Here is a 19,208-nt window from a genome sequence, read left to right as displayed (position 1 = left end):
AATCAGTGGGGGTTTTTCCTCCACTGATTAAAGTTTTAATTCAAATGAAAACTCGAAGGGAGGAAGCTGCAAGGGAAGTAGTATAAACTTTTCGTGCAGTGGGACAACAAGTGAATATTTTATTTGCAGTATCAGAATGTGTACCATTTGTTAAATCGGGAGGATTAGCTGATGTAGCAGGTGCGCTCCCAAAAGAGCTCAAAAAATTAGGTGTGGAAGTTCGCATTATACTCCCGAATTATAGTCTTATTCCGCAAAAATTAAGGGATGGATGTACGTTACATAAAGTAATTAACGTCCCGCTTGGGTGGAGAAATCAATATTGCGGAATTTTAAAAGGTGAGCAAGACGGGATTACGTATTACTTAATAGATAATGAATATTATTTTAAGAGGGATTCTCTGTATGGCCATTATGATGACGGAGAGCGTTTTTCTTATTTCTCGAAAGCGGTATTAGAGTGTATCCCGCATCTTGATTTTGAAGTGGATGTTCTTCATAGCCATGATTGGCATACAGCTATGGTCAATTTCTTGCTGCGTGAAAAGTATCAAGATAATCCATTATATGAGCATATTAAAACAGTATATACGATTCATAACTTGCAGTTCCAAGGTGTATTTCCTCCTGAAGTGATGTATGACTTGTTAGAACTTGGTGATGAATATTTTCATAGTGAGCAGTTAGAGTTTTATGGAAATGTGAACTTTATGAAGGGTGGCATTATCGCTTCTGATCAAATTACAGCGGTTAGCCCGACATATAAAGAAGAAATTCAATATGAATTTTTCGGTGAGAAGTTAGATGGATTACTGCGAAAATATAATGATAAGCTAAGCGGCATTGTAAACGGAATTGATACGAGCGTATATAATCCAGAAACGGATTCGTATATTACTGCTCAGTACGATGCAGATTCATTATATGAAAAGAATGAAAATAAACGCGCGTTGCAGCGTTATTTTGGTTTGCCAGAAAAAGAAGATACACCAATTATTTCTATGGTAACGAGATTAACGAAGCAAAAAGGTCTTGATTTAGTACGTACTGTATTCCGAGAAATAATGGAGGAAGATGTACAATGTATTATTTTAGGATCAGGTGATTCGGAATATGAACAATTCTTTGAGTGGATGGCATATGAGTATCCTGAGAAGGTAAAAGTGTATATTGGCTTTAATGAAGAGTTAGCTCATCAAGTATATGCGGGAAGTGATTTATTCTTAATGCCATCACTGTTTGAACCGTGTGGACTTGGACAACTTATCGCATTAGCGTACGGTACGATTCCAATTGTAAGGGAAACAGGCGGATTAAATGATACGGTACAATCTTATGACGAAGAAACTGGAGAAGGAAATGGTTTCAGTTTCACGAATTTTAATGCACATGACATGTTGCACACGGTTCGTCGTGCAATTGGATTTTATCATGATAAATCGGTATGGGAGCAGCTTGTAAAACAAGCGATGACTGAAGATTATAGCTGGGAGAAATCAGCTCTTGCTTATAAGAAATTGTATAAAAGTCTCATGGAATAACATGTAGGTGGTGAAGAAATGTTTACTCATGTTGAAAGTTTCAAATCAGCTTTTCTAGAAAAGTTAGAGACGATGTATGGTAAAAGTTTCAAAGACTCTACAACTCGTGATCAATACAATACGCTTGGGTACATGGTACGTGAGTATATGAATAGTCAATGGATTGCAACGAATGAAAGCTATCGGTCTGGAGAGCGAAAGCAAATGTATTACTTATCCATTGAGTTTTTACTTGGACGTTTGCTTGGAAGTAACATATTAAATTTAGGAATCAGGGATGTATGTGAGCAAGGACTTTCTGAGCTTGGGATTTCGTTGCAACAATTAGAAGAGGTGGAAGCAGATGCAGGTCTTGGCAATGGTGGACTTGGACGATTAGCAGCCTGTTTCCTTGATTCACTTGCATCTTTAGATTTACCAGGTCATGGATGTGGCATTCGTTATAAACACGGCTTATTTGATCAAAAAATTGTTGATGGTTATCAAGTTGAATTTCCAGAACAGTGGCTTCTTCATGAAAACGTATGGGAAGTAAGAAGGCATGATCAAGCTGTAGAAGTAAGTTATTTCGGCAATGTTGAACCGCTCTACATTGATGGACGTTTAGAATTCAGGCATACAAATGCAGAAGTAATTATGGCCGTACCATATGACGTTCCAGTAGTAGGTTATGAGACGAGTACTGTAAATACACTTAGACTTTGGAATGCGGAACCAGTTCCTTTCCCACAAAATTGCAAAGATATTTTGAAATATAAGCGTGAAACAGAGGCGGTATCGGAGTTTTTATATCCAGATGATACCCATGATGAGGGGAAAATACTTCGTTTGAAACAACAGTATTTCCTCGTATCAGCAAGCTTGCAAAATATTGTTCGAATGCATAGAGAAAGATATGGTGACCTTCGTCAATTACATGAGAAAATTGCGATTCATATTAATGATACCCATCCAGTTTTGGCGATTCCAGAACTGATGCGTATTTTATTAGATGAAGAAAAACTAGCATGGGAAGAAGCTTGGCACATAACAACGCAAACGATTTCTTATACGAATCATACGACGTTATCAGAAGCGCTTGAAAAGTGGCCAATTCACATTTTCAAACCGTTATTACCGAGAATTTATATGATTATTGAAGAGATTAATGAACGTTTCTGTCATGAGCTTTGGGAACGTTATCCATATGAATGGCATCGCATTGAAGAGATGGCAATTATTGCGCATGATCTTGTGAAAATGGCTCATTTAGCAATTGTCGGTAGCCATAGTGTAAACGGCGTAGCAAAAATTCATACAGAAATTTTAAAGCAGCGTGAAATGCGATTGTTTTATGAGTTTTATCCAGATAAGTTTAATAATAAAACGAATGGAATCGCTCATAGACGCTGGTTAATGAAAGCGAATCCGCAGCTGACAAACCTTATTTCAGAGGTGATTGGAACAGAGTGGAAGAAAGAACCGATTAAGCTTCAAGAGCTACAATTAGTTCAATACGATGCGAGTTTCCAAGAGAAATTTGCAGAGGTAAAACAAGAGCGTAAAGAGATTTTAGCAGCGCGTATTCATAATACAATGGGGATTACAATTGATCCTAATTCTATTTTTGATGTGCAAGTAAAAAGGCTACATGCTTACAAGCGACAATTATTAAATGTTCTTCATATTTTATATTTGTATAACCGTTTGAAAGAGGATGCTAGTTTTACATTTTATCCGCGTACTTTTATCTTTGGAGCGAAAGCATCACCTGGCTATTACTATGCGAAAAAAATTATTAAATTAATAAATGAACTCGCAAGGAAAGTGAATAATGATCCGTACGTAAGCAAATATATGAAAGTTATCTTTCTAGAAAACTATCGAGTGTCTGTAGCGGAAGATATATTCCCAGCGGCCGATGTAAGTGAACAAATTTCAACTGCAAGTAAAGAAGCATCGGGAACAGGTAATATGAAATTTATGATGAATGGTGCGATTACGCTCGGCACGTTAGACGGAGCGAATATTGAAATAAAAGATAGAGTCGGTGAGGATAACTGTTTCATTTTCGGCTTAACGGCCGAAGAGGTTCTTCATTACTATCAAAATGGTGGATATCGTGCAAGTGATTATTATCACCACAATGGGCACATTAAAAAGGTAGTAGACCAGTTAACGAATGGTTTCTTTGCACAGTCTGGAGCTGAATTTGAAGCAATTTACGATTCTCTCGTTATTCAAAATGATGAATATTTCGTTCTGCGAGATTTTAGCCCATATGCGGAAAAGCAAGAAGCTGTTGGTAGAGCTTATGAAAACCGAACGAAGTGGTTGGAAATGTCGATTTTAAATATTGCACAATCTGGTCATTTTGCGAGCGATCGAACGATTTTGCAGTATAGTAATGAGATTTGGGGTATTGGTAATACGGTTACGCAGTATTAAAGAGGTCGCTACGTTGGAAAAGACAATATGAAAATATATCAGCGGTTTTTAAGAGATATCGATTTACCGAAAAAAATTGACACTAATAAATAAACCGAGCTTAAACTCATTAAGCTCGGTTTTCTTTTTTGCTTAAGAAAGAAATGAGATCACAGTATATATGATACCTGTTCCATCATATTCTCCTGTCGCAAAGTATGAAAATGTAAAGAAACCTGTAAACGTAAAAATTACAATGAGAAAAAGTGCAAAGATAAATTTTAGCATGTAAGGTCCCCTCATCCAAAAGTAACTTCATATATTATTATAGTATAAGGATATTTAATTTCCAATTGTTTACTGGTTAAAAATGAGAAGTCAGACATGTTTTGTATGTTGTCATGGCATGATTATTTGCAATCGATTTTGTGTTTTTTGTAAAAGTCATGTTGTGATGAACGTGTGCATATTCCCAGTCTTGTTCATTAAAATGGACATTGCGCGGAGGGAGAAGAGGAACGACATCAAATAAATTAACAAAGCGAAAGCTACTAGCTACTTGCAGTTTATAATAATTACGAAATGCAATATCTCCCACTTTTGGGGAGGCAAATGTATACAGACCGTACTGTGTGAAGGCAGTGTTTATACGCGCATCGAGTATATGTAGTGTTGCGAGCGCGCCGCCTAAACTATGACCTGTTGCAAGAAGTTTCTTATGGGCTGGTAATGATACGAGCATATCCATAATAGAATCTCGGCAAGACTCATAAATGGAAAGAAAGCCGTTATGGACATTTCCACTATTTAAAGCATATGGGTATGGTTTTTGGTTAACGAGTGAATCGATAATCCAGTCTGTATCCGTTTGTGTTCCGCGAAAAGCTACAATAATGGTATCCTCAGATTCTAGTATGAATCCGAACCATTCTGTCGTTTGAATGGTTTTTCCTTGAAAGCCTTGTACATATTGAAAACCATCTGGTATTTCAAAAATCCCATTTTGTTTATATTGTTCATACGTTAACTCACAACAAGAAGCTAACAGTATGGCAGTATCTTTATCAAAGGATAAAGGAGTACGCATTAAGGAAGCCTCCTTAAGAAAAGGTATAGTTCAATATATGCAGTGAGGGACTTGATTCATTCTTTTTAGAAAAAAAGCTTGAACCTACAGTTACGTGAGGGAGTATGATTTTTGTAAACATACTGTTAGGAGGAGTGTAAGATGAGCAAAAGAGAAGGCTATTCAATTGGTGAGTTTTCAAGGAGAACGGGTACAACGATACGAACGCTCCAATATTACGATGAAATTGGATTACTTAAACCTGAAAAGAATGTTAGCTCTGGTCACCGTGTGTACAAAGGAAAAGATATATTAGAGCTACAGAAAATAGTGAGCCTTAAAGTATTAGGATATAGTTTAGAAGAAATAAGCGTCATGCTGAAAATGCCAAGTTTGAATGTAAATTTAAAAGAAACATTGGAGCAACAAAGAAAAGCCTTTGAAGAAAAAAGAAAACAAATTGAAGTTTCGATAAAGGCACTTGAACGAACAATGGTATGTCTTGAGGAAGATGAAGAGCTGGATAGTGACATATTAATGAGTCTAATTAACAGCATTCAAGAAGAAAAAGAACAACGTTTATGGCTTGAAGAATATGTATCAAAAGAAACAGTTGATGGATTATATAATAAGCCAGAAGAAGAGAGCCTGACACTTGATAAAGAGTTTGTGCGTTTAGCAAAAGAAGTGAAAAGGTTATTTGGAAGACAAATTGAGGATTCAGAAGTGCAAAAATTGGTTGATGAACATATGAAGGCGACTCTTAAGTATGTTGGTGAAGAGACAATGTATTCTCTAGGTAAATTAGAGAATGCAGAAGAACAATATAATAATATGATGCTATCTCCTTATACGGAAGAAGAAGAGGCGTGGCTTAATGAAGCAATGGAGTATTATATGATGATTCGAAATGGTTTATATAGTCCACCAAAATAAAAAGCGCCCGATAAGGGCACCTTTTACTCTTTTCCATCTAATAAACGACCAAGTCCGCCTAAAACGCTGCCTTCACCAGTGCTTTGTGCTGCTGGGCTTGTCAGACGTGCTGCTAAGCGGCTAAGTGTTAAGGACTGAATCCAAACTGTTCCAGGACCTTCTAACGTTGCGAAGAATAAACCTTCGCCGCCAAATAGAGCTGTTTTTACTTTTCCAACGAACTCGACATCGTAGTTAATGTCTTTTGTCATGGCAACGAGACAACCTGTATCGATACGAAGCTTTTCGCCAGGTTTTAATTCACGTTTATATACAGTTCCGCCTGCATGCATGAAAGCAAGTCCATCACCTTCGAGTTTCTGCATGATGAAACCTTCACCGCCGAAGAAACCAGTTCCGATCTTTTTCGTAAACTCGATTCCGATAGAAACGCCTTTTGCAGCACAAAGAAATGCATCTTTTTGACAAACTACTTTTCCTTGATATTCTGTTAAATCTACAGGAATAATTTTACCCGGATAAGGAGCAGCAAAGGATACGTGACGCTTGCCGTGACCTGTATTTGTAAATACAGTCATAAACATGCTTTCGCCTGTAACGAGACGCTTACCAGCGCCCATTAATTTTCCGAATAAACCTCCAGATGGGCCAGAACCATCACCGAAGATTGTTTCCATTTCAATGTAATCTTCCATCATCATCATTGCGCCAGCTTCTGCGATAACGCTTTCTTCTGGGTCTAACTCAATTTCAACAAACTGCATATCATCGCCGTATAATTTATACTCGATTTCATGTGCTTGCATTTTTTTCACCTCATAAATATGTAGTAATTATATTGTACAGAAATTATTAGAATTAGAACACTATAGTTTTGTTAATTTTCCAATAAAATATGAATATGAAAATTCAACATTATATTAAAATTATAAAAAAATGGTGGAATGAAAGTGTTCTCATTTGACGTTTTTGATATAGCGTGATATAGTGAAGTCACTATTGAGCTACATAATGTGGTACGGAAATAAAGCACGTTGAATTAAAGGCTGTAAGCTTGTTATACATTCATGTCCTTTATATCCACCTTTTCATGTGGATTCATAGTTTCATTTTTATTTAGGAGGTACATGACATGCAAACAGGTAAAGTTAAATGGTTCAACAGCGAAAAAGGTTTCGGTTTCATCGAAGTTGAAGGTGGAGACGATGTATTCGTTCACTTCTCAGCTATCCAAGGTGACGGATTCAAAACTTTAGAAGAAGGTCAAGAAGTTTCTTTCGAAATCGTTGAAGGTAACCGTGGACCACAAGCTGCTAACGTTACAAAAAACTAATTAGCTAGCGATAAAAAGCATTCCGATTTTCGGAATGCTTTTTTTTATTCTTTGGAACTCGACTCATTTGAAGACAATTCGCCCTTAAAGGTACGCTCTTCAAAGTCATCAAGCATTTGCTCATATTCTTCATGTTCTTCCGTAGCGAAAACTTGCGGATTTTTTCCATACATATCTGTACCGATAAAGTTTTCGAAATCCTCTACGTAGCCTACGTTTTCTTCACTATTTACGTACATGCCATTATAGTTTTTCGAATCTTGTCTTTCTAAATCAGATGGTGTCTCAGATGTTCCGTAATTGGCAACATCTTGCCATGCATCTTCTGCATCGTATTCAACAGAATGATCTTCATCATGTTTGTGGAAAGAAGGAGACAATACTTCTTCTTCGACTGGTCGTGTATTCATATTTAACTTATTTGTTGCGTGCTGAACGCATGTTGTAGCGGTTGGCATCGCTTCTAATCTTTCAAATGGAATTTCTTCGCCAGACACTTCGCAAATGCCGTACGTACCCGCTTCTATTTTTTGCAGGGCATGCTTCGTGTCCTCAAGTTGTTTATGCCAAAGTTCAATAAGCCCGAAGTCTTTTTCACGTTCATATAGCTCTGTTGCCATATCAGCCGGATGGTTATCATAGCTAGATAATTCCCCAACAGATTCACGTTCAGATGCACGATCTTCATTTTCGTGTGTTTGTATCGTTTGCTCTAGTTCTTGCTTTTGTTTTTCTAAAACGGATTTAAATTGATTTATTTGTTGTGGAGTTAACATAGTCGTCCACCTTCCTACAATTCAGTTTCTTTACATAGTATGAGCGTTGCGAGTAGGAATTATGAGCTGAAATTGGTATATGAAAAAGGAGCCGCATTAGCAGCTCCTTTTAAAGGAAATATCCAAGTAATAATCCGATTCCCATTAAGAGACCGAAGATTGTATTTGTTTTTGCTGTTGCTATCATCGCAGGTACCATTTCCATTGGAATGCTTTTGCCGATAAAGCCTGTCGTCGCTTTAAATGCTTTCGGTGCACTTAAAAATACGATCAGCATCCATGGTGATACGATGCCCACGAGAATTAAAGCAATTGTCCAAATGTAGGAAACGATGAACATAGAAGCAAGTACACCAACTGCTCGCTCACGTCCAACGAGAATTGCTAACGTTTTACGACCGTTTTCTTTATCGCCATCTAAGTCACGGATGTTATTCGCTAGTAAAATGGCACCAATTAAAATGGAGCTTGGAATAGATAGTAAAACGACTTCTGATGTTACAGTTCCAGTTTGAATAAAGAATGAAATTCCGATAATAATGACACCCATAAATAATCCGGCTGTTAACTCTCCAAATGGTGTATATGCAATTGGAAGTGGGCCGCCTGTATAAAGGTAAGCAACGGCCATACAAACAAGACCGATTGCAGCAAGCCACCAGCTAGAATTCATACAAATATAAACACCTAATAGTATCGCGATGCCGAAAAATCCAAATGCTAAGTTAAGCACTGTTTTTGGCTGAATGCCATCGCGAACGATAGCGCCGCCGATACCAACTGAACCTTCGTGATCAAGTCCTCTTTTATAATCAAAGTATTCATTAAACATGTTTGTTGCTGCCTGAATGAGAAGACAAGCAAGAAGCATTATAAGGAAAAGAGGGAGATGTATTTGATTTATACCTCCGACCTGCATTGCATAGGCTGTTCCGATGAAAACAGGAACGAAAGCTGCTGTTAATGTATGGGGACGTAGTAAACTCCACCAAATGCGCCAGCCTGTTTGCTTGCTTGGCTTTGGCGCCGTAGGAGAGGAATTCGTTTCGACGTTCATTTCCATGTTGAATCCTCCTTTGGTCACATATTGTACACAACTAAGTGTAGAAAAAGCATCATTTAGTGTCAACGTTTATTTTCTAGGAAGAGAAGGTGAATTTCTCAGAAATGCTAAACGTTGACAGGCCTTTCGTTTGAGGTGTATCTTAAAATCAAGCGTAATTATGACTATTTTTCGCCCATAGGGGGGAGACAATTGTGATTCAAACGAAACAAAAAGGCTTGCAAGAAGTTCTGAGTGCAGCCATTAAGCATGCAACTGATGAAAAAATATTGGTTAGTTTTGTAAAACAAATAGACTGGATGGATCCGCTTCTGTTTTATGCAGCGGGAAAAAGGATTTCATTCGAAAATAGATGTTATTTTGCAGACCCAGCTCAGCATGTAATATTTGCTGGAATTGGCTCTGTTTTCACTATAGCAACTGCTTCTCACAAACGCTTTCAAACTGCTCGTGACGAGTGGGATAAAGTAAAAGAGAAATCATTTGTACAAAGAGAAAGATACGAGTTTGGAACAGGTCCTCTTTTATTTGGTGGATTTTCATTTGACCAAGAAAAAGAGAAAACCAATTTATGGAAAGAATTTGATGATACGACATTTTCACTACCAGCATTTTTATTAACTGTAAAAAATGAAAAAGCATGGTTAACAATGAATACATTCGTTTCAGCAACAGATTGTGCAGAAACTCTTTATAATGAAATTGTTTCTTTAGAAGAGAAAATTTTGGAGGAGAGTAAATGTGCACTAGAAGGATCGAAATTAACAGTTACTTCTAAAGTAGAAGTAGATCCGAAAGGCTGGATGAAGGCTATTGAGAAAGTGCAAGATGAGATGAAGCAGGGGAACGTACAGAAGGTTGTATTAGCGAGGGAGCTAAAAGTAGAGATGGATCATCATATTGATTCTGCGCTTGTTTTAGAAGCACTTCGCATTGGGCAACCAGATTGTTACGTATTTTCTTTTGATTATAAAGGAGCATGCTTCTTAGGAGCGACGCCAGAAAGATTAATTCGCAAAGAAGATGAGAAGTTTACTTCAATGTGTCTTGCTGGTTCAACTGGTCATGGTCAATCTATAGAAGAAAGTAAGCGAAATAGTAATGCGCTTCTTCATGATGAAAAGAATTTAGCTGAACACGGTTATGTTGTGAACATGATCAGGTCTGTATTAAATGAGCACTGCGAATCCGTTAATATTCCGGAAAGTCCAGGTCTATTAACAACGAAAAACTTAATTCATTTATATACGCCTGTAGAGGCAAAAGGCGATGCGAGTCTTTTAACGATGGTAGAAGAATTACATCCAACACCAGCTCTTGGCGGGACACCTCGTTTGGAAGCGATGAAACTGATTCGTGATGTTGAATTGTTAGACAGAGGATTATATGGTGCACCGATTGGCTGGATAGATGATGAAGGAAATGGTGAATTTGCGGTTGCACTTCGCTGCGGATTATTAAATGGCGAGAAAGCATCCTTATTCGCCGGTTGCGGGATTGTAATTGATTCAGTACCACAACTTGAATATGAAGAAACAAGTTTGAAGTTTAGACCGATGCTTGGTGCTTTGGAGGAATTAATGAAATGAACAATCATATAGAAGCATTATCATATTATTTAGGCGCGTTCGTGGATGAACTGACGCGTCTAAATGTATGTGATGTTGTCATTAGTCCAGGCTCACGGTCCACGCCGATTGCTCTACTAATGGAACAACATGAAGGAATGAACACATATTTACATGTAGATGAAAGATCTGCAGGATTTTTTGCGCTCGGTATCGCAAAAGCGAAAAAACGTCCGGTTGCATTATTATGTACGTCAGGAACGGCAGCAGCGAACTATTATCCAGCTGTATGTGAAGCTTTTCATTCACGAGTGCCGCTTATCGTCTTAACGGCAGATAGACCGCATGAATTAAGAGATGTCGGTGCACCACAAGCGATGAATCAATTTAATTTATACGGTACGTTTGTGAAGCAATTTACAGAGATGGCACTTCCAGAAGCGAGTGAAGCGATGTACCACTATGCTCGCATGACAACGCAGCGCATGATAGCAAGCGCGCTTTTAGCACCGCAAGGACCTGTTCATCTTAATTTTCCAGTTCGCGAACCGCTTATCCCGGACTTCTCATTAGAAAGTTTATGGGATAAAGGACGCGGGGAATATACAGGAGTAGTTCAGCAAGGGAATGCGGTGATGCCGAGTGAATATGTAGACTCTCTTGTAGGGCGCCTTTCACATATAGAAAAGGGGCTTATTATTTGTGGAGACGATAGTCATTCAGAACTCGCAGCATTTGCCGCACAATTAGCTGAAAAAACGGGATATCCAATATTAGCGGATCCACTTTCTAACATTCGTAGCGGACACCACGATAAAACGATGGTAATCGACTGTTACGATACATTTTTACGAAATGAGCTGTTAAAAGAAACGTGGAAGCCGGACGTTTTAATTCGCTTCGGTGGTATGCCTGTTTCGAAAGCATTAACGCAGTTCATCAAAAAACAAACGAAAGCTGTTCATATCGTTGTTGACGAATCAGGACAATGGAGAGATCCAGCTCTCGTTGCCACAGAAGTTGTCCAAGCAAGTGATATTGCATTTTGCAGTGCACTAATAGAAAAAATGCCAGTTATGAAAAAGAATGATTGGTCCCGAATGTGGCAACATATAAACGAAAAAACGAAGGAAACGCTTCGTGAAATGGAAACATATGATACTGCATTTGAAGGAAGAGCCATTACGGATATTGTCCGCGTATTACCAGAAGGAGCAACGTTATTTGCGAGTAATAGTATGCCAATTCGTGATACAGATTCATTCTTTTTCACATCGGATAAAAATATTCAAGTGATGGCTAATCGCGGTGTAAATGGGATTGATGGAATCATTTCGACAGCTTTAGGAGCGAGCGTTATTTGCGATCCGCTCGTATTAGTAATCGGTGATTTATCATTTTATCACGATTTAAACGGATTATTAGCCGCAAAATTACATGAATTAAATATAACGATTGTCGTTGTAAATAATGACGGCGGCGGTATTTTCTCATTCTTACCACAGTATGAGAAAAAGGAACATTTCGAATCGTTATTTGGAACACCGATTGGTCTTGATTATGAGCATGTTGTCAAAATGTACGGTGGTTCATTTAGCCGTGTAAATGGTTGGGAGCAATTCCGAGAAGAAGTACAAAAAGGAACAACGACAGAAGGTTTACACGTTGTGGAAATTTGTACGAACCGTGATGAAAACTTAACGTTACACCGCAAATTATGGGCAAAAACACAGGACGTAATTACTACATCTTTACAAGGTGAATCAAAATGAACGTAACGCTGCAAGGTGTATCGTATGAATATGAAGTAGTCGGAAGCGGGGAACCACTTCTACTTCTTCATGGTTTTACGGGAAGCATGGAAACGTGGCGTTCCTTCGTTCCTTCTTGGAGTGAGCAATTTCAAGTCATTTTAGTAGACATTGTTGGGCACGGAAAAACGGAAAGTCCTGAAGATGTGACTCATTATGATATTCGAAATGTAGCATTGCAAATGAAAGAACTACTAGATTACCTTCATATTGAAAAAGCGCACATACTTGGTTATTCAATGGGCGGTAGATTAGCGATTACGATGGCATGTCTATATCCAGAGTATGTACACTCTCTTTTATTAGAAAATTGTACAGCTGGGCTTGAAAGTGAAGATGAGCAAAAAGAACGCTGTGAAAAAGATGAGCGGCTTGCTCAGAAAATTGAGCGAGAAGGCATCGAAAGCTTTGTAACGATGTGGGAAAATATTCCGCTGTTTGAAACGCAAAAACGTTTAGCACAAAACGTACAAGAAGCAGTGCGAGAAGAACGACTTGCTAACAATCCAAGAGGGCTCGCAAATAGCTTGCGCGGCATGGGAACAGGGGCTCAGCCTTCATGGTGGAATGAGGTACAAAATTTAAAAATGCCTGTTCTTTTAATGAACGGTGAGCATGATGAAAAGTTCTTTCGCATATTAAAAAACATCGAAAAATGCATCTCTGATGCGAAATTTGTCAAAATTGATGGTGCTGGCCATGCAATTCATGTGGAACAACCGGAAAAGTTTGATACAATAGTAAAGGGATTTCTAAAAACTATGCAGTGATGCTTTTTTCAGTTAAGAATGAAGTTGCACTTATAGAGGAGATCAGAAATATACAAGGAGGTAGTTGTAATGGCTATTGAATGGGTAAAAGAAGGCAATTACGAAGATATTATTTATTCAACATACAATGGTATCGCAAAGATTTCGATTAACCGCCCTGAAGTACATAACGCATTCCGTCCTAAAACGGTAATGGAGTTAATCGACGCTTTTGCACAAGCTCGTGATGATGCGAATGTTGGCGTTATCATTTTAACAGGTGAAGGTGGACGTGCATTCTGTTCTGGCGGCGACCAAAAAGTTCGCGGTCATGGTGGATATGTAGGTGACGACCAAATCCCACGTCTAAACGTATTAGACTTACAACGTCTAATTCGCGCAATTCCTAAACCAGTTATCGCAATGGTAGCAGGTTATGCAATTGGCGGAGGACACGTACTTCATATCGTATGTGACTTAACAATCGCTGCAGACAACGCTGTATTCGGACAAACAGGTCCTAAAGTAGGAAGCTTTGACGGTGGATACGGAGCTGGTTACTTAGCTCGTATGGTAGGCCACAAGAAAGCTCGCGAAATTTGGTACCTATGCCGTCAATACAACGCACAAGAAGCGCTTGATATGGGCTTAGTAAACACAGTAGTACCATTAGAAGAACTTGAAGCAGAAACAGTACAATGGGCAAAAGAAATCTTAGCAAACAGCCCAATGGCACTTCGTTTCCTAAAAGCTGCATTCAACGCAGACACAGACGGTCTAGCTGGTATTCAACAACTAGCTGGAGATGCAACGTTATTGTACTATACAACTGACGAAGCAAAAGAAGGTCGCGACGCGTTCAAAGAAAAACGCAGTCCGGACTTCGGTCAATTCCCTCGTTTCCCGTGATGAAAGCGGAAGCGGCTCGTTTAGAATGTGAGGGGGATGGAGCTTCTGACGTAGAGGCGCTTTTTGCCTCGTAGGAAGAAGTGAAGCCACCGAACATTCTAGCCGCTGTAGCTGGATGAAACCAAAAGTGGAAGCGGCTCGCTTAGAACAAGAGGGCGTTGGAACTCCTGATGTAGAGGCGCTTTTTGCCTCGTAGGAAGGCGTGAAACGACCGACTGTTCTAGCCGCTGTAGCTGGATGAAACCAAAAGTGGAAGCGGCTCGCTTAGAACAAGAGGGCGTTGGAACTCCTGATGTAGAGGCGCTTTTTGCCTCGTAGGAAGGCGTGAAACGACCGACTGTTCTAGCCGCTGTAGCTGGATAAGGTCAAACCGGAAACAAAACAACTAAGAGACTTGATGTCATATCAAGTCTCTTTCTTTCATGAAAGGAGAATGAGTGATGGAGACGATGCCAAATTGGTTAATGCAACGTGCATTTTTAACACCAGATCGCACTGCAATTGAAATAGAGGAAGAGAAAGTTACTTTTATGCAGCTGCATGAAAAAGTAGTATCTGTTTGTGAACACCTCACGCATGTTGGAGTGAAGCCTGGGCAAAAGGTGGCTGTTCTGATGAAAAATGGTATGGAGATGATTACAGTTATTCACGCCCTATCGTACGTAGGTGCAGTAGCTGTGCTTTTAAATACGCGTCTTTCAAGAGAAGAGCTACTTTGGCAAATGGATGATGCTGAAGTTATTTGTTTAGTGACGGATCAAGATTTTGAGGCTAAAGATATTCCTGTATATTCATTCGCCGACATAATGAATGGACCAAAAGAGGAAGCCCCTATACAAGAAGAGTTTTCTTTAGAAGAGGCGATGACAATTATTTATACGTCAGGGACGACAGGAAAACCGAAAGGCGTTATTTTAACGTACGGAAATCATTGGGCAAGCGCAGTTGGTTCTTCGCTTAATTTAGGCCTTCGTGATGATGATTGCTGGTTAGCTTGTATGCCGATGTTCCACGTTGGCGGCTTATCTCTTTTAATGAAAAACATTATGTACGGCATGCGCATTTTACTCGTTCCGAAATATGATGCGGATTTTATTCATAAAGCACTTCAAACGAGAGGCGTTACGATTATTTCTGTCGTATCAAAAATGTTAACTGATTTATTAGAACGACTTGGGGCAGAGACATATCCACCTTCTTTACGATGCATGTTACTTGGGGGAGGACCAGCGCCGAAACCACTATTAGAAGCGTGTGTAGAAAAAGGAATTCCTGTATATCAAACGTATGGAATGACAGAAACGTCTTCGCAAATTTGTACGTTATCCGCAGATTATATGTTAACGAAAGTAGGGTCAGCTGGAAAACCACTATTTCAGTGCCAACTTCGTATTGAAAAAGATGGCGTAGTAGTACCGCCATTTGCGGAAGGCGAAATCGTAGTAAAAGGACCGAACGTAACAGGTGGTTACTTTAACCGTGAAGATGCGACGCGTGAGACAATTCAAAACGGATGGCTTCATACTGGTGACCTCGGTTATTTAGATGAAGAAGGATTTTTATACGTATTAGATCGCCGCAGTGATTTAATTATTTCTGGCGGAGAGAATATATATCCTGCTCAAATTGAAGAAGTGTTGCTTTCTCATCCGGCGGTAGCGGAAGCTGGTGTTGTCGGTATGACTGATGATAAATGGGGACAAGTACCCGCTGCTTTTGTTGTAAAAAGTGGAGAGGTAACAGAAGAAGAAATTCTTCATTTTTGCGAGGAGAAATTAGCGAAATATAAAGTGCCGAAAAAAACTTGTTTCTTAGAGGAATTACCACGAAATGCTTCGAAAAAATTGTTAAGACGAGAGTTAAGACAATTAGTGGAGGAGATGTAAGTGGAGATAAAAAAAGCGACACTTCATATAACGGAAATGCCACTGGTCATCCCGTTTGCTGCAAGCTACGGAACGTATGAAAAGCGTGAAAGTATCGTCATTGAATTAGAAGATACGGACGGGTGCATTGGTTTTGGCGAAGTCGTTGCATTTTCTGAACCGTGGTATACGGAAGAAACGGTGAAGACTGCGCTGCATGTACTGCAAGACTTTTTATTACCTGATTTATTAAAGGCTGAAATTTCTCATCCGAATGAGGTACCGAGCTTGTTCCAGCATATAAAAAGAAACGGAATGGCAAAGGCGGGAATTGAAGGGGCTGTTTGGGATTTATATGCGAAGCGTCAAAAGAAATCGTTAGCGACAGTGCTTGGCGGAACGAAGGCTGAAATTGAAGTCGGTGTTGTCATTGGAATCAATACGATTCCGGTTATGTTAAAACAAATCGAGAAGTATGCAGAAGAAGGATACGAGCGTTTTAAAGTGAAAATAAAACCGGGGCATGATTATGAGTTATTGAAAGAAATTCGTAAAGAATTTCCGCATATCCCGTTAATGGCTGATGCCAATTCAGCGTACACGTTAGCTGATGTAGAAAAATTAAAACGGTTAGATGAATTTCAATTGATGATGATTGAACAACCACTAGCGGATTATGATTTTCTTGATCATGCACAGCTGCAAAAGAAAATTGAAACACCAATTTGCTTAGACGAAAGCATCCATAGTTTAGAAGACGCGCGTGTTGCGATTACGCTTGGTAGTTGCCGCGTCGTTAATATTAAACCGGGGCGAGTGGGTGGATTAACAGAATCGGTTCAGATCCATAATTATTGTATGGAGCATAACATACCAGTTTGGTGCGGCGGTATGGTGGAGATGGGGATTTCACGAGCGCAAAATGTTGCGCTTGCTTCATTGCCGAACTTTACGATTCCAGGCGATATATCTGCTTCTAGCAGACATTGGGAGAGAGATATTATTTCGCCGGAAGTGACGCTTGAGGGCGGGAAAGTGATTGTACCGCAAAGCGTTGAAGATGAGTACGGAGTGGACCGCGGAAGGCTGGCGGAAATCACGAAGCAACGGATTGTTTTGGAGCGGTAAGTTGAGTCTTTCAAATAGCGGGCGAATTTCGTCGTTAATTGTCGGTTGGTCGATATATTTCAATAATCGCCGATATAATTCGAGTTACGATTGATATAATTGAAAAATCGCCGATATATTTCAAGTTACGGTCGATATATTTGGAAAATCGCTGATATAATTTTATTTACAAAGGTTACTCTAAAGGGTAACCTTTTCGCATTGTACAAATTGCATAGACTAGTTTACAATCGATCGTATAAAAAGGGGGAGTAAAATGAAGCGCATTTCCATTTTAATAGCGGATGATGAGGCAGAAATTGCTGATTTAATTGAGATACATTTAGAAAAAGAAGGGTACCATGTTGTGAAGGCAGCGAACGGGGAAGAGGCCGTTCATATTATTGAAACGCAGCCAATCGATCTAGTGGTTTTAGATATTATGATGCCGAAAATGGATGGGTATGAGGTGACGCGTCAAATTCGCGCGAAGCACCATATGCCAATTATTTTCTTAAGTGCGAAAACGTCTGATTTTGATAAGGTGACAGGTCTTGTATTAGGTGCAGATGATTATATGACGAAACCTTTTACACCGATTGAATTAGTTGCACGTGTAAATGCACAATTACGTAGGTTTCTTACGTTAAATCAGCCGAAAGTAGCGGAGAATAAATCTGCTTTAGCGATAGGCGGAGTTGTGATTGATCCTGAGCGCCGAACGGTAGATGTGTACGATGAGAAAATTGAATTAACGCCAAAAGAGTTTGATATTTTATATTTATTAGCGAGTCACCCGAAGAAAGTATACAATGTGGAAAATATTTTTCAGCAAGTATGGGGTGAAGGGTATTACGAAAGTGGAAATACAGTTATGGTACATATTCGTACATTGCGGAAAAAACTTGGAGAAGATAAAAGAAAAGATAAGTTAATAAAAACAGTGTGGGGGGTAGGGTATACTTTCAATGGGTAAAAAGATGAGAAGTTTTCGCTCAAAGATGGTTATGCTATTTGCGTTAAGTATGATATTAGCTGGTGGCGTAACGTATATCATTTATGAAGGATTACGGATTTATTACAAATCAGAAGTTCTTTATGAGGATCGTTTAGCCGAAGTGCGTTTCATGATAAGACAAATTGGGGATGTTAATTTCTTTTTAATTATTTTCATCCCTCTGTCCATTATGTTTTTCTTCTTCCTTACTAGGCCGTATTTAAAATATTTTGATGAGATTTCAAACGGAATTCATCATTTGGCGAACGGAGATTTTACAAATGAAGTGCGCGTTTCATCAAATGATGAGTTTGGATATATTGCAAACGAAATTAATGTAGCGAGTGAGAAATTAAAGGAAGCAGTGGAAAGAGGAGACTTTGCTGAAAGTAGTAAAGATCAGCTCGTTGTAAACTTAGCTCATGATTTAAGAACTCCATTAACATCCGTGTTAGGGTATTTAGATTTAATTCTTAAAGAGGAGAATTTAACAAAAGAACAAATTAAACATTTCTCCACAATTGCATATACGAAATCGCAAAGGCTTGAAAGTTTAATTGATGAGTTATTTGAAATTACACGTATGAATTATGGCATGTTACAACTAAATAAAAAGCCTATTGATATAAGTGAGCTACTTATACAGCTAGATGAGGAATTATATCCGCTGTTAGAGAAACATCATTTAGAAGCTAGATTGAATATTGATCCGCATTTGCCGATTAACGGTGATGGAAAATTGTTAGCTAGAGTATTTGAAAACTTGTTAACAAATGCCGTTCGATACGGATATGATGGGCAATTTGTTGATCTGAATGGGTATATCGATAATGAAGAAGTTGTCGTACAAGTTATAAATTATGGAGATAGCATTCCAGAAGAAGATTTACCGTATCTTTTTGATATGTTTTATACAGGTGATAAATCGAGAACGGAGAACCGTGGCGGGACAGGCCTTGGGCTATTTATTGCGAAAAATATTATCGAGCAGCATAACGGTACAATTTCTGCTGAAAGTAATGTAGTTAGAACAATATTTGAAGTGCGATTGCCAAAAGACGAGAACGTAACAATTTAATAA

17 protein-coding genes are annotated in these 19,208 nt (G+C 38.9%); 12 read left to right on the top strand and 5 right to left on the bottom strand.

Annotated elements, in window-relative coordinates; genetic code table 11:
- Nucleotides 1-110 precede the first annotated feature (110 nt).
- Both glgA and glgP read left to right on the top strand, forming a co-directional pair.
- Nucleotides 111-1,541 carry a glycogen synthase GlgA gene (gene glgA / locus AC0NJG_RS24725; RefSeq protein WP_474063562.1) on the top strand — a complete coding sequence of 477 codons (1,431 nt, stop codon included), beginning with the start codon at nt 111-113 and terminating at the stop codon, nt 1,539-1,541.
- Between the two features lie 18 nt (nt 1,542-1,559).
- The gene (gene glgP / locus AC0NJG_RS24720; RefSeq protein ID WP_474063560.1) at nt 1,560-3,968 is read left to right on the top strand and encodes a glycogen phosphorylase; all 2,409 of its coding nucleotides are present in this window, start codon (nt 1,560-1,562) and stop codon (nt 3,966-3,968) included.
- Nucleotides 3,969-4,100: 132 nt separating this feature from the next.
- On the opposite strand, the gene AC0NJG_RS24715 is transcribed toward glgP, so the two are convergent.
- Nucleotides 4,101-4,235 (bottom strand): hypothetical protein, encoded by a 135-nt coding sequence (locus AC0NJG_RS24715; protein ID WP_474063559.1) that lies wholly within the window; start codon nt 4,233-4,235, stop codon nt 4,101-4,103.
- 76 nt (nt 4,236-4,311) lie between these two features.
- The gene (locus AC0NJG_RS24710) at nt 4,312-5,034 is read right to left on the bottom strand and encodes a lipase family protein (RefSeq protein WP_474063558.1); all 723 of its coding nucleotides are present in this window, start codon (nt 5,032-5,034) and stop codon (nt 4,312-4,314) included.
- A 141-nt stretch (nt 5,035-5,175) separates the two neighbouring features.
- On the opposite strand from AC0NJG_RS24710, the gene AC0NJG_RS24705 reads away from it, so the two are divergent.
- Nucleotides 5,176-5,949: a MerR family transcriptional regulator gene (locus AC0NJG_RS24705; protein ID WP_088327204.1), complete on the top strand. Its 774-nt coding sequence runs from the start codon at nt 5,176-5,178 to the stop codon at nt 5,947-5,949.
- Nucleotides 5,950-5,972: 23 nt separating this feature from the next.
- Here AC0NJG_RS24705 and AC0NJG_RS24700 read toward each other — a convergent pair whose 3' ends face one another.
- Nucleotides 5,973-6,755, bottom strand: a complete 783-nt coding sequence (locus tag AC0NJG_RS24700; RefSeq protein WP_001147834.1) for a TIGR00266 family protein — start codon at nt 6,753-6,755, stop codon at nt 5,973-5,975.
- Nucleotides 6,756-7,081: 326 nt separating this feature from the next.
- Here AC0NJG_RS24700 and cspD point away from each other — a divergent pair, with 326 nt between their 5' ends.
- The gene (cspD, locus tag AC0NJG_RS24695; RefSeq protein ID WP_001193054.1) at nt 7,082-7,282 is read left to right on the top strand and encodes a cold-shock protein CspD; all 201 of its coding nucleotides are present in this window, start codon (nt 7,082-7,084) and stop codon (nt 7,280-7,282) included.
- Nucleotides 7,283-7,326: 44 nt separating this feature from the next.
- On the opposite strand, the gene AC0NJG_RS24690 is transcribed toward cspD, so the two are convergent.
- On the bottom strand, nt 7,327-8,058 hold the full coding sequence (locus AC0NJG_RS24690; protein WP_061182731.1) for a yteA family sporulation protein: 732 nt from the start codon (nt 8,056-8,058) through the stop codon (nt 7,327-7,329).
- 109 nt (nt 8,059-8,167) lie between these two features.
- Nucleotides 8,168-9,121 carry a 1,4-dihydroxy-2-naphthoate polyprenyltransferase gene (locus AC0NJG_RS24685; protein ID WP_087953112.1) on the bottom strand — a complete coding sequence of 318 codons (954 nt, stop codon included), beginning with the start codon at nt 9,119-9,121 and terminating at the stop codon, nt 8,168-8,170.
- A gap of 194 nt (nt 9,122-9,315) precedes the next feature.
- Here AC0NJG_RS24685 and AC0NJG_RS24680 point away from each other — a divergent pair, with 194 nt between their 5' ends.
- From AC0NJG_RS24680 to AC0NJG_RS24645, 8 genes are all read left to right on the top strand, one after another.
- Nucleotides 9,316-10,710: an isochorismate synthase gene (locus AC0NJG_RS24680; protein ID WP_474063557.1), complete on the top strand. Its 1,395-nt coding sequence runs from the start codon at nt 9,316-9,318 to the stop codon at nt 10,708-10,710.
- Entirely contained in the window at nt 10,707-12,461 is a 1,755-nt protein-coding gene (menD, locus tag AC0NJG_RS24675; RefSeq protein ID WP_087953110.1) for a 2-succinyl-5-enolpyruvyl-6-hydroxy-3-cyclohexene-1-carboxylic-acid synthase, read from the top strand. Before AC0NJG_RS24680 ends, menD begins: the two co-directional genes overlap by 4 nt.
- The gene (menH, locus tag AC0NJG_RS24670; RefSeq protein WP_143881631.1) at nt 12,458-13,270 is read left to right on the top strand and encodes a 2-succinyl-6-hydroxy-2,4-cyclohexadiene-1-carboxylate synthase; all 813 of its coding nucleotides are present in this window, start codon (nt 12,458-12,460) and stop codon (nt 13,268-13,270) included. The genes menD and menH overlap by 4 nt, the downstream gene beginning before the upstream one ends.
- 69 nt (nt 13,271-13,339) lie before the next feature.
- Nucleotides 13,340-14,158 carry a 1,4-dihydroxy-2-naphthoyl-CoA synthase gene (gene menB / locus AC0NJG_RS24665; protein WP_087953108.1) on the top strand — a complete coding sequence of 273 codons (819 nt, stop codon included), beginning with the start codon at nt 13,340-13,342 and terminating at the stop codon, nt 14,156-14,158.
- Between the two features lie 440 nt (nt 14,159-14,598).
- Entirely contained in the window at nt 14,599-16,044 is a 1,446-nt protein-coding gene (locus AC0NJG_RS24660; RefSeq protein ID WP_308901888.1) for an o-succinylbenzoate--CoA ligase, read from the top strand.
- Nucleotides 16,045-17,151, top strand: a complete 1,107-nt coding sequence (gene menC / locus AC0NJG_RS24655) for an o-succinylbenzoate synthase (protein WP_474063556.1) — start codon at nt 16,045-16,047, stop codon at nt 17,149-17,151.
- A gap of 256 nt (nt 17,152-17,407) precedes the next feature.
- A complete protein-coding gene (locus tag AC0NJG_RS24650; protein WP_087953105.1) occupies nt 17,408-18,106 on the top strand; it encodes a response regulator transcription factor in 699 nt (232 codons plus the stop codon).
- Nucleotides 18,099-19,205: a HAMP domain-containing sensor histidine kinase gene (locus AC0NJG_RS24645; protein WP_087966664.1), complete on the top strand. Its 1,107-nt coding sequence runs from the start codon at nt 18,099-18,101 to the stop codon at nt 19,203-19,205. Before AC0NJG_RS24650 ends, AC0NJG_RS24645 begins: the two co-directional genes overlap by 8 nt.
- The last annotated feature ends 3 nt before the right edge of the window (nt 19,206-19,208 follow it).

It is taken from the genome of Bacillus sp. SSR7, from assembly GCF_055902415.1.
This window is presented reverse-complemented; position numbering and strand designations above follow the sequence as displayed.

Excerpts from the sequence above, each read along its gene's own strand:
- AC0NJG_RS24685 (WP_087953112.1), bottom strand. The coding sequence starts at position 9,121 with ATGGAAATGAACGTCGAAACGAATTCCTCTCCTACGGCGCCAAAGCCA.
- AC0NJG_RS24645 (WP_087966664.1), top strand. The coding sequence starts at position 18,099 with ATGGGTAAAAAGATGAGAAGTTTTCGCTCAAAGATGGTTATGCTATTT.
- glgP (WP_474063560.1), top strand. The coding sequence starts at position 1,560 with ATGTTTACTCATGTTGAAAGTTTCAAATCAGCTTTTCTAGAAAAGTTA.
- menD (WP_087953110.1), top strand. The coding sequence starts at position 10,707 with ATGAACAATCATATAGAAGCATTATCATATTATTTAGGCGCGTTCGTG.
- AC0NJG_RS24705 (WP_088327204.1), top strand. The coding sequence starts at position 5,176 with ATGAGCAAAAGAGAAGGCTATTCAATTGGTGAGTTTTCAAGGAGAACG.
- AC0NJG_RS24690 (WP_061182731.1), bottom strand. The coding sequence starts at position 8,058 with ATGTTAACTCCACAACAAATAAATCAATTTAAATCCGTTTTAGAAAAA.
- AC0NJG_RS24715 (WP_474063559.1), bottom strand. The coding sequence starts at position 4,235 with ATGCTAAAATTTATCTTTGCACTTTTTCTCATTGTAATTTTTACGTTT.
- AC0NJG_RS24660 (WP_308901888.1), top strand. The coding sequence starts at position 14,599 with ATGGAGACGATGCCAAATTGGTTAATGCAACGTGCATTTTTAACACCA.
- cspD (WP_001193054.1), top strand. The coding sequence starts at position 7,082 with ATGCAAACAGGTAAAGTTAAATGGTTCAACAGCGAAAAAGGTTTCGGT.
- menB (WP_087953108.1), top strand. The coding sequence starts at position 13,340 with ATGGCTATTGAATGGGTAAAAGAAGGCAATTACGAAGATATTATTTAT.
- AC0NJG_RS24710 (WP_474063558.1), bottom strand. The coding sequence starts at position 5,034 with ATGCGTACTCCTTTATCCTTTGATAAAGATACTGCCATACTGTTAGCT.
- AC0NJG_RS24650 (WP_087953105.1), top strand. The coding sequence starts at position 17,408 with ATGAAGCGCATTTCCATTTTAATAGCGGATGATGAGGCAGAAATTGCT.
- AC0NJG_RS24700 (WP_001147834.1), bottom strand. The coding sequence starts at position 6,755 with ATGCAAGCACATGAAATCGAGTATAAATTATACGGCGATGATATGCAG.
- menH (WP_143881631.1), top strand. The coding sequence starts at position 12,458 with ATGAACGTAACGCTGCAAGGTGTATCGTATGAATATGAAGTAGTCGGA.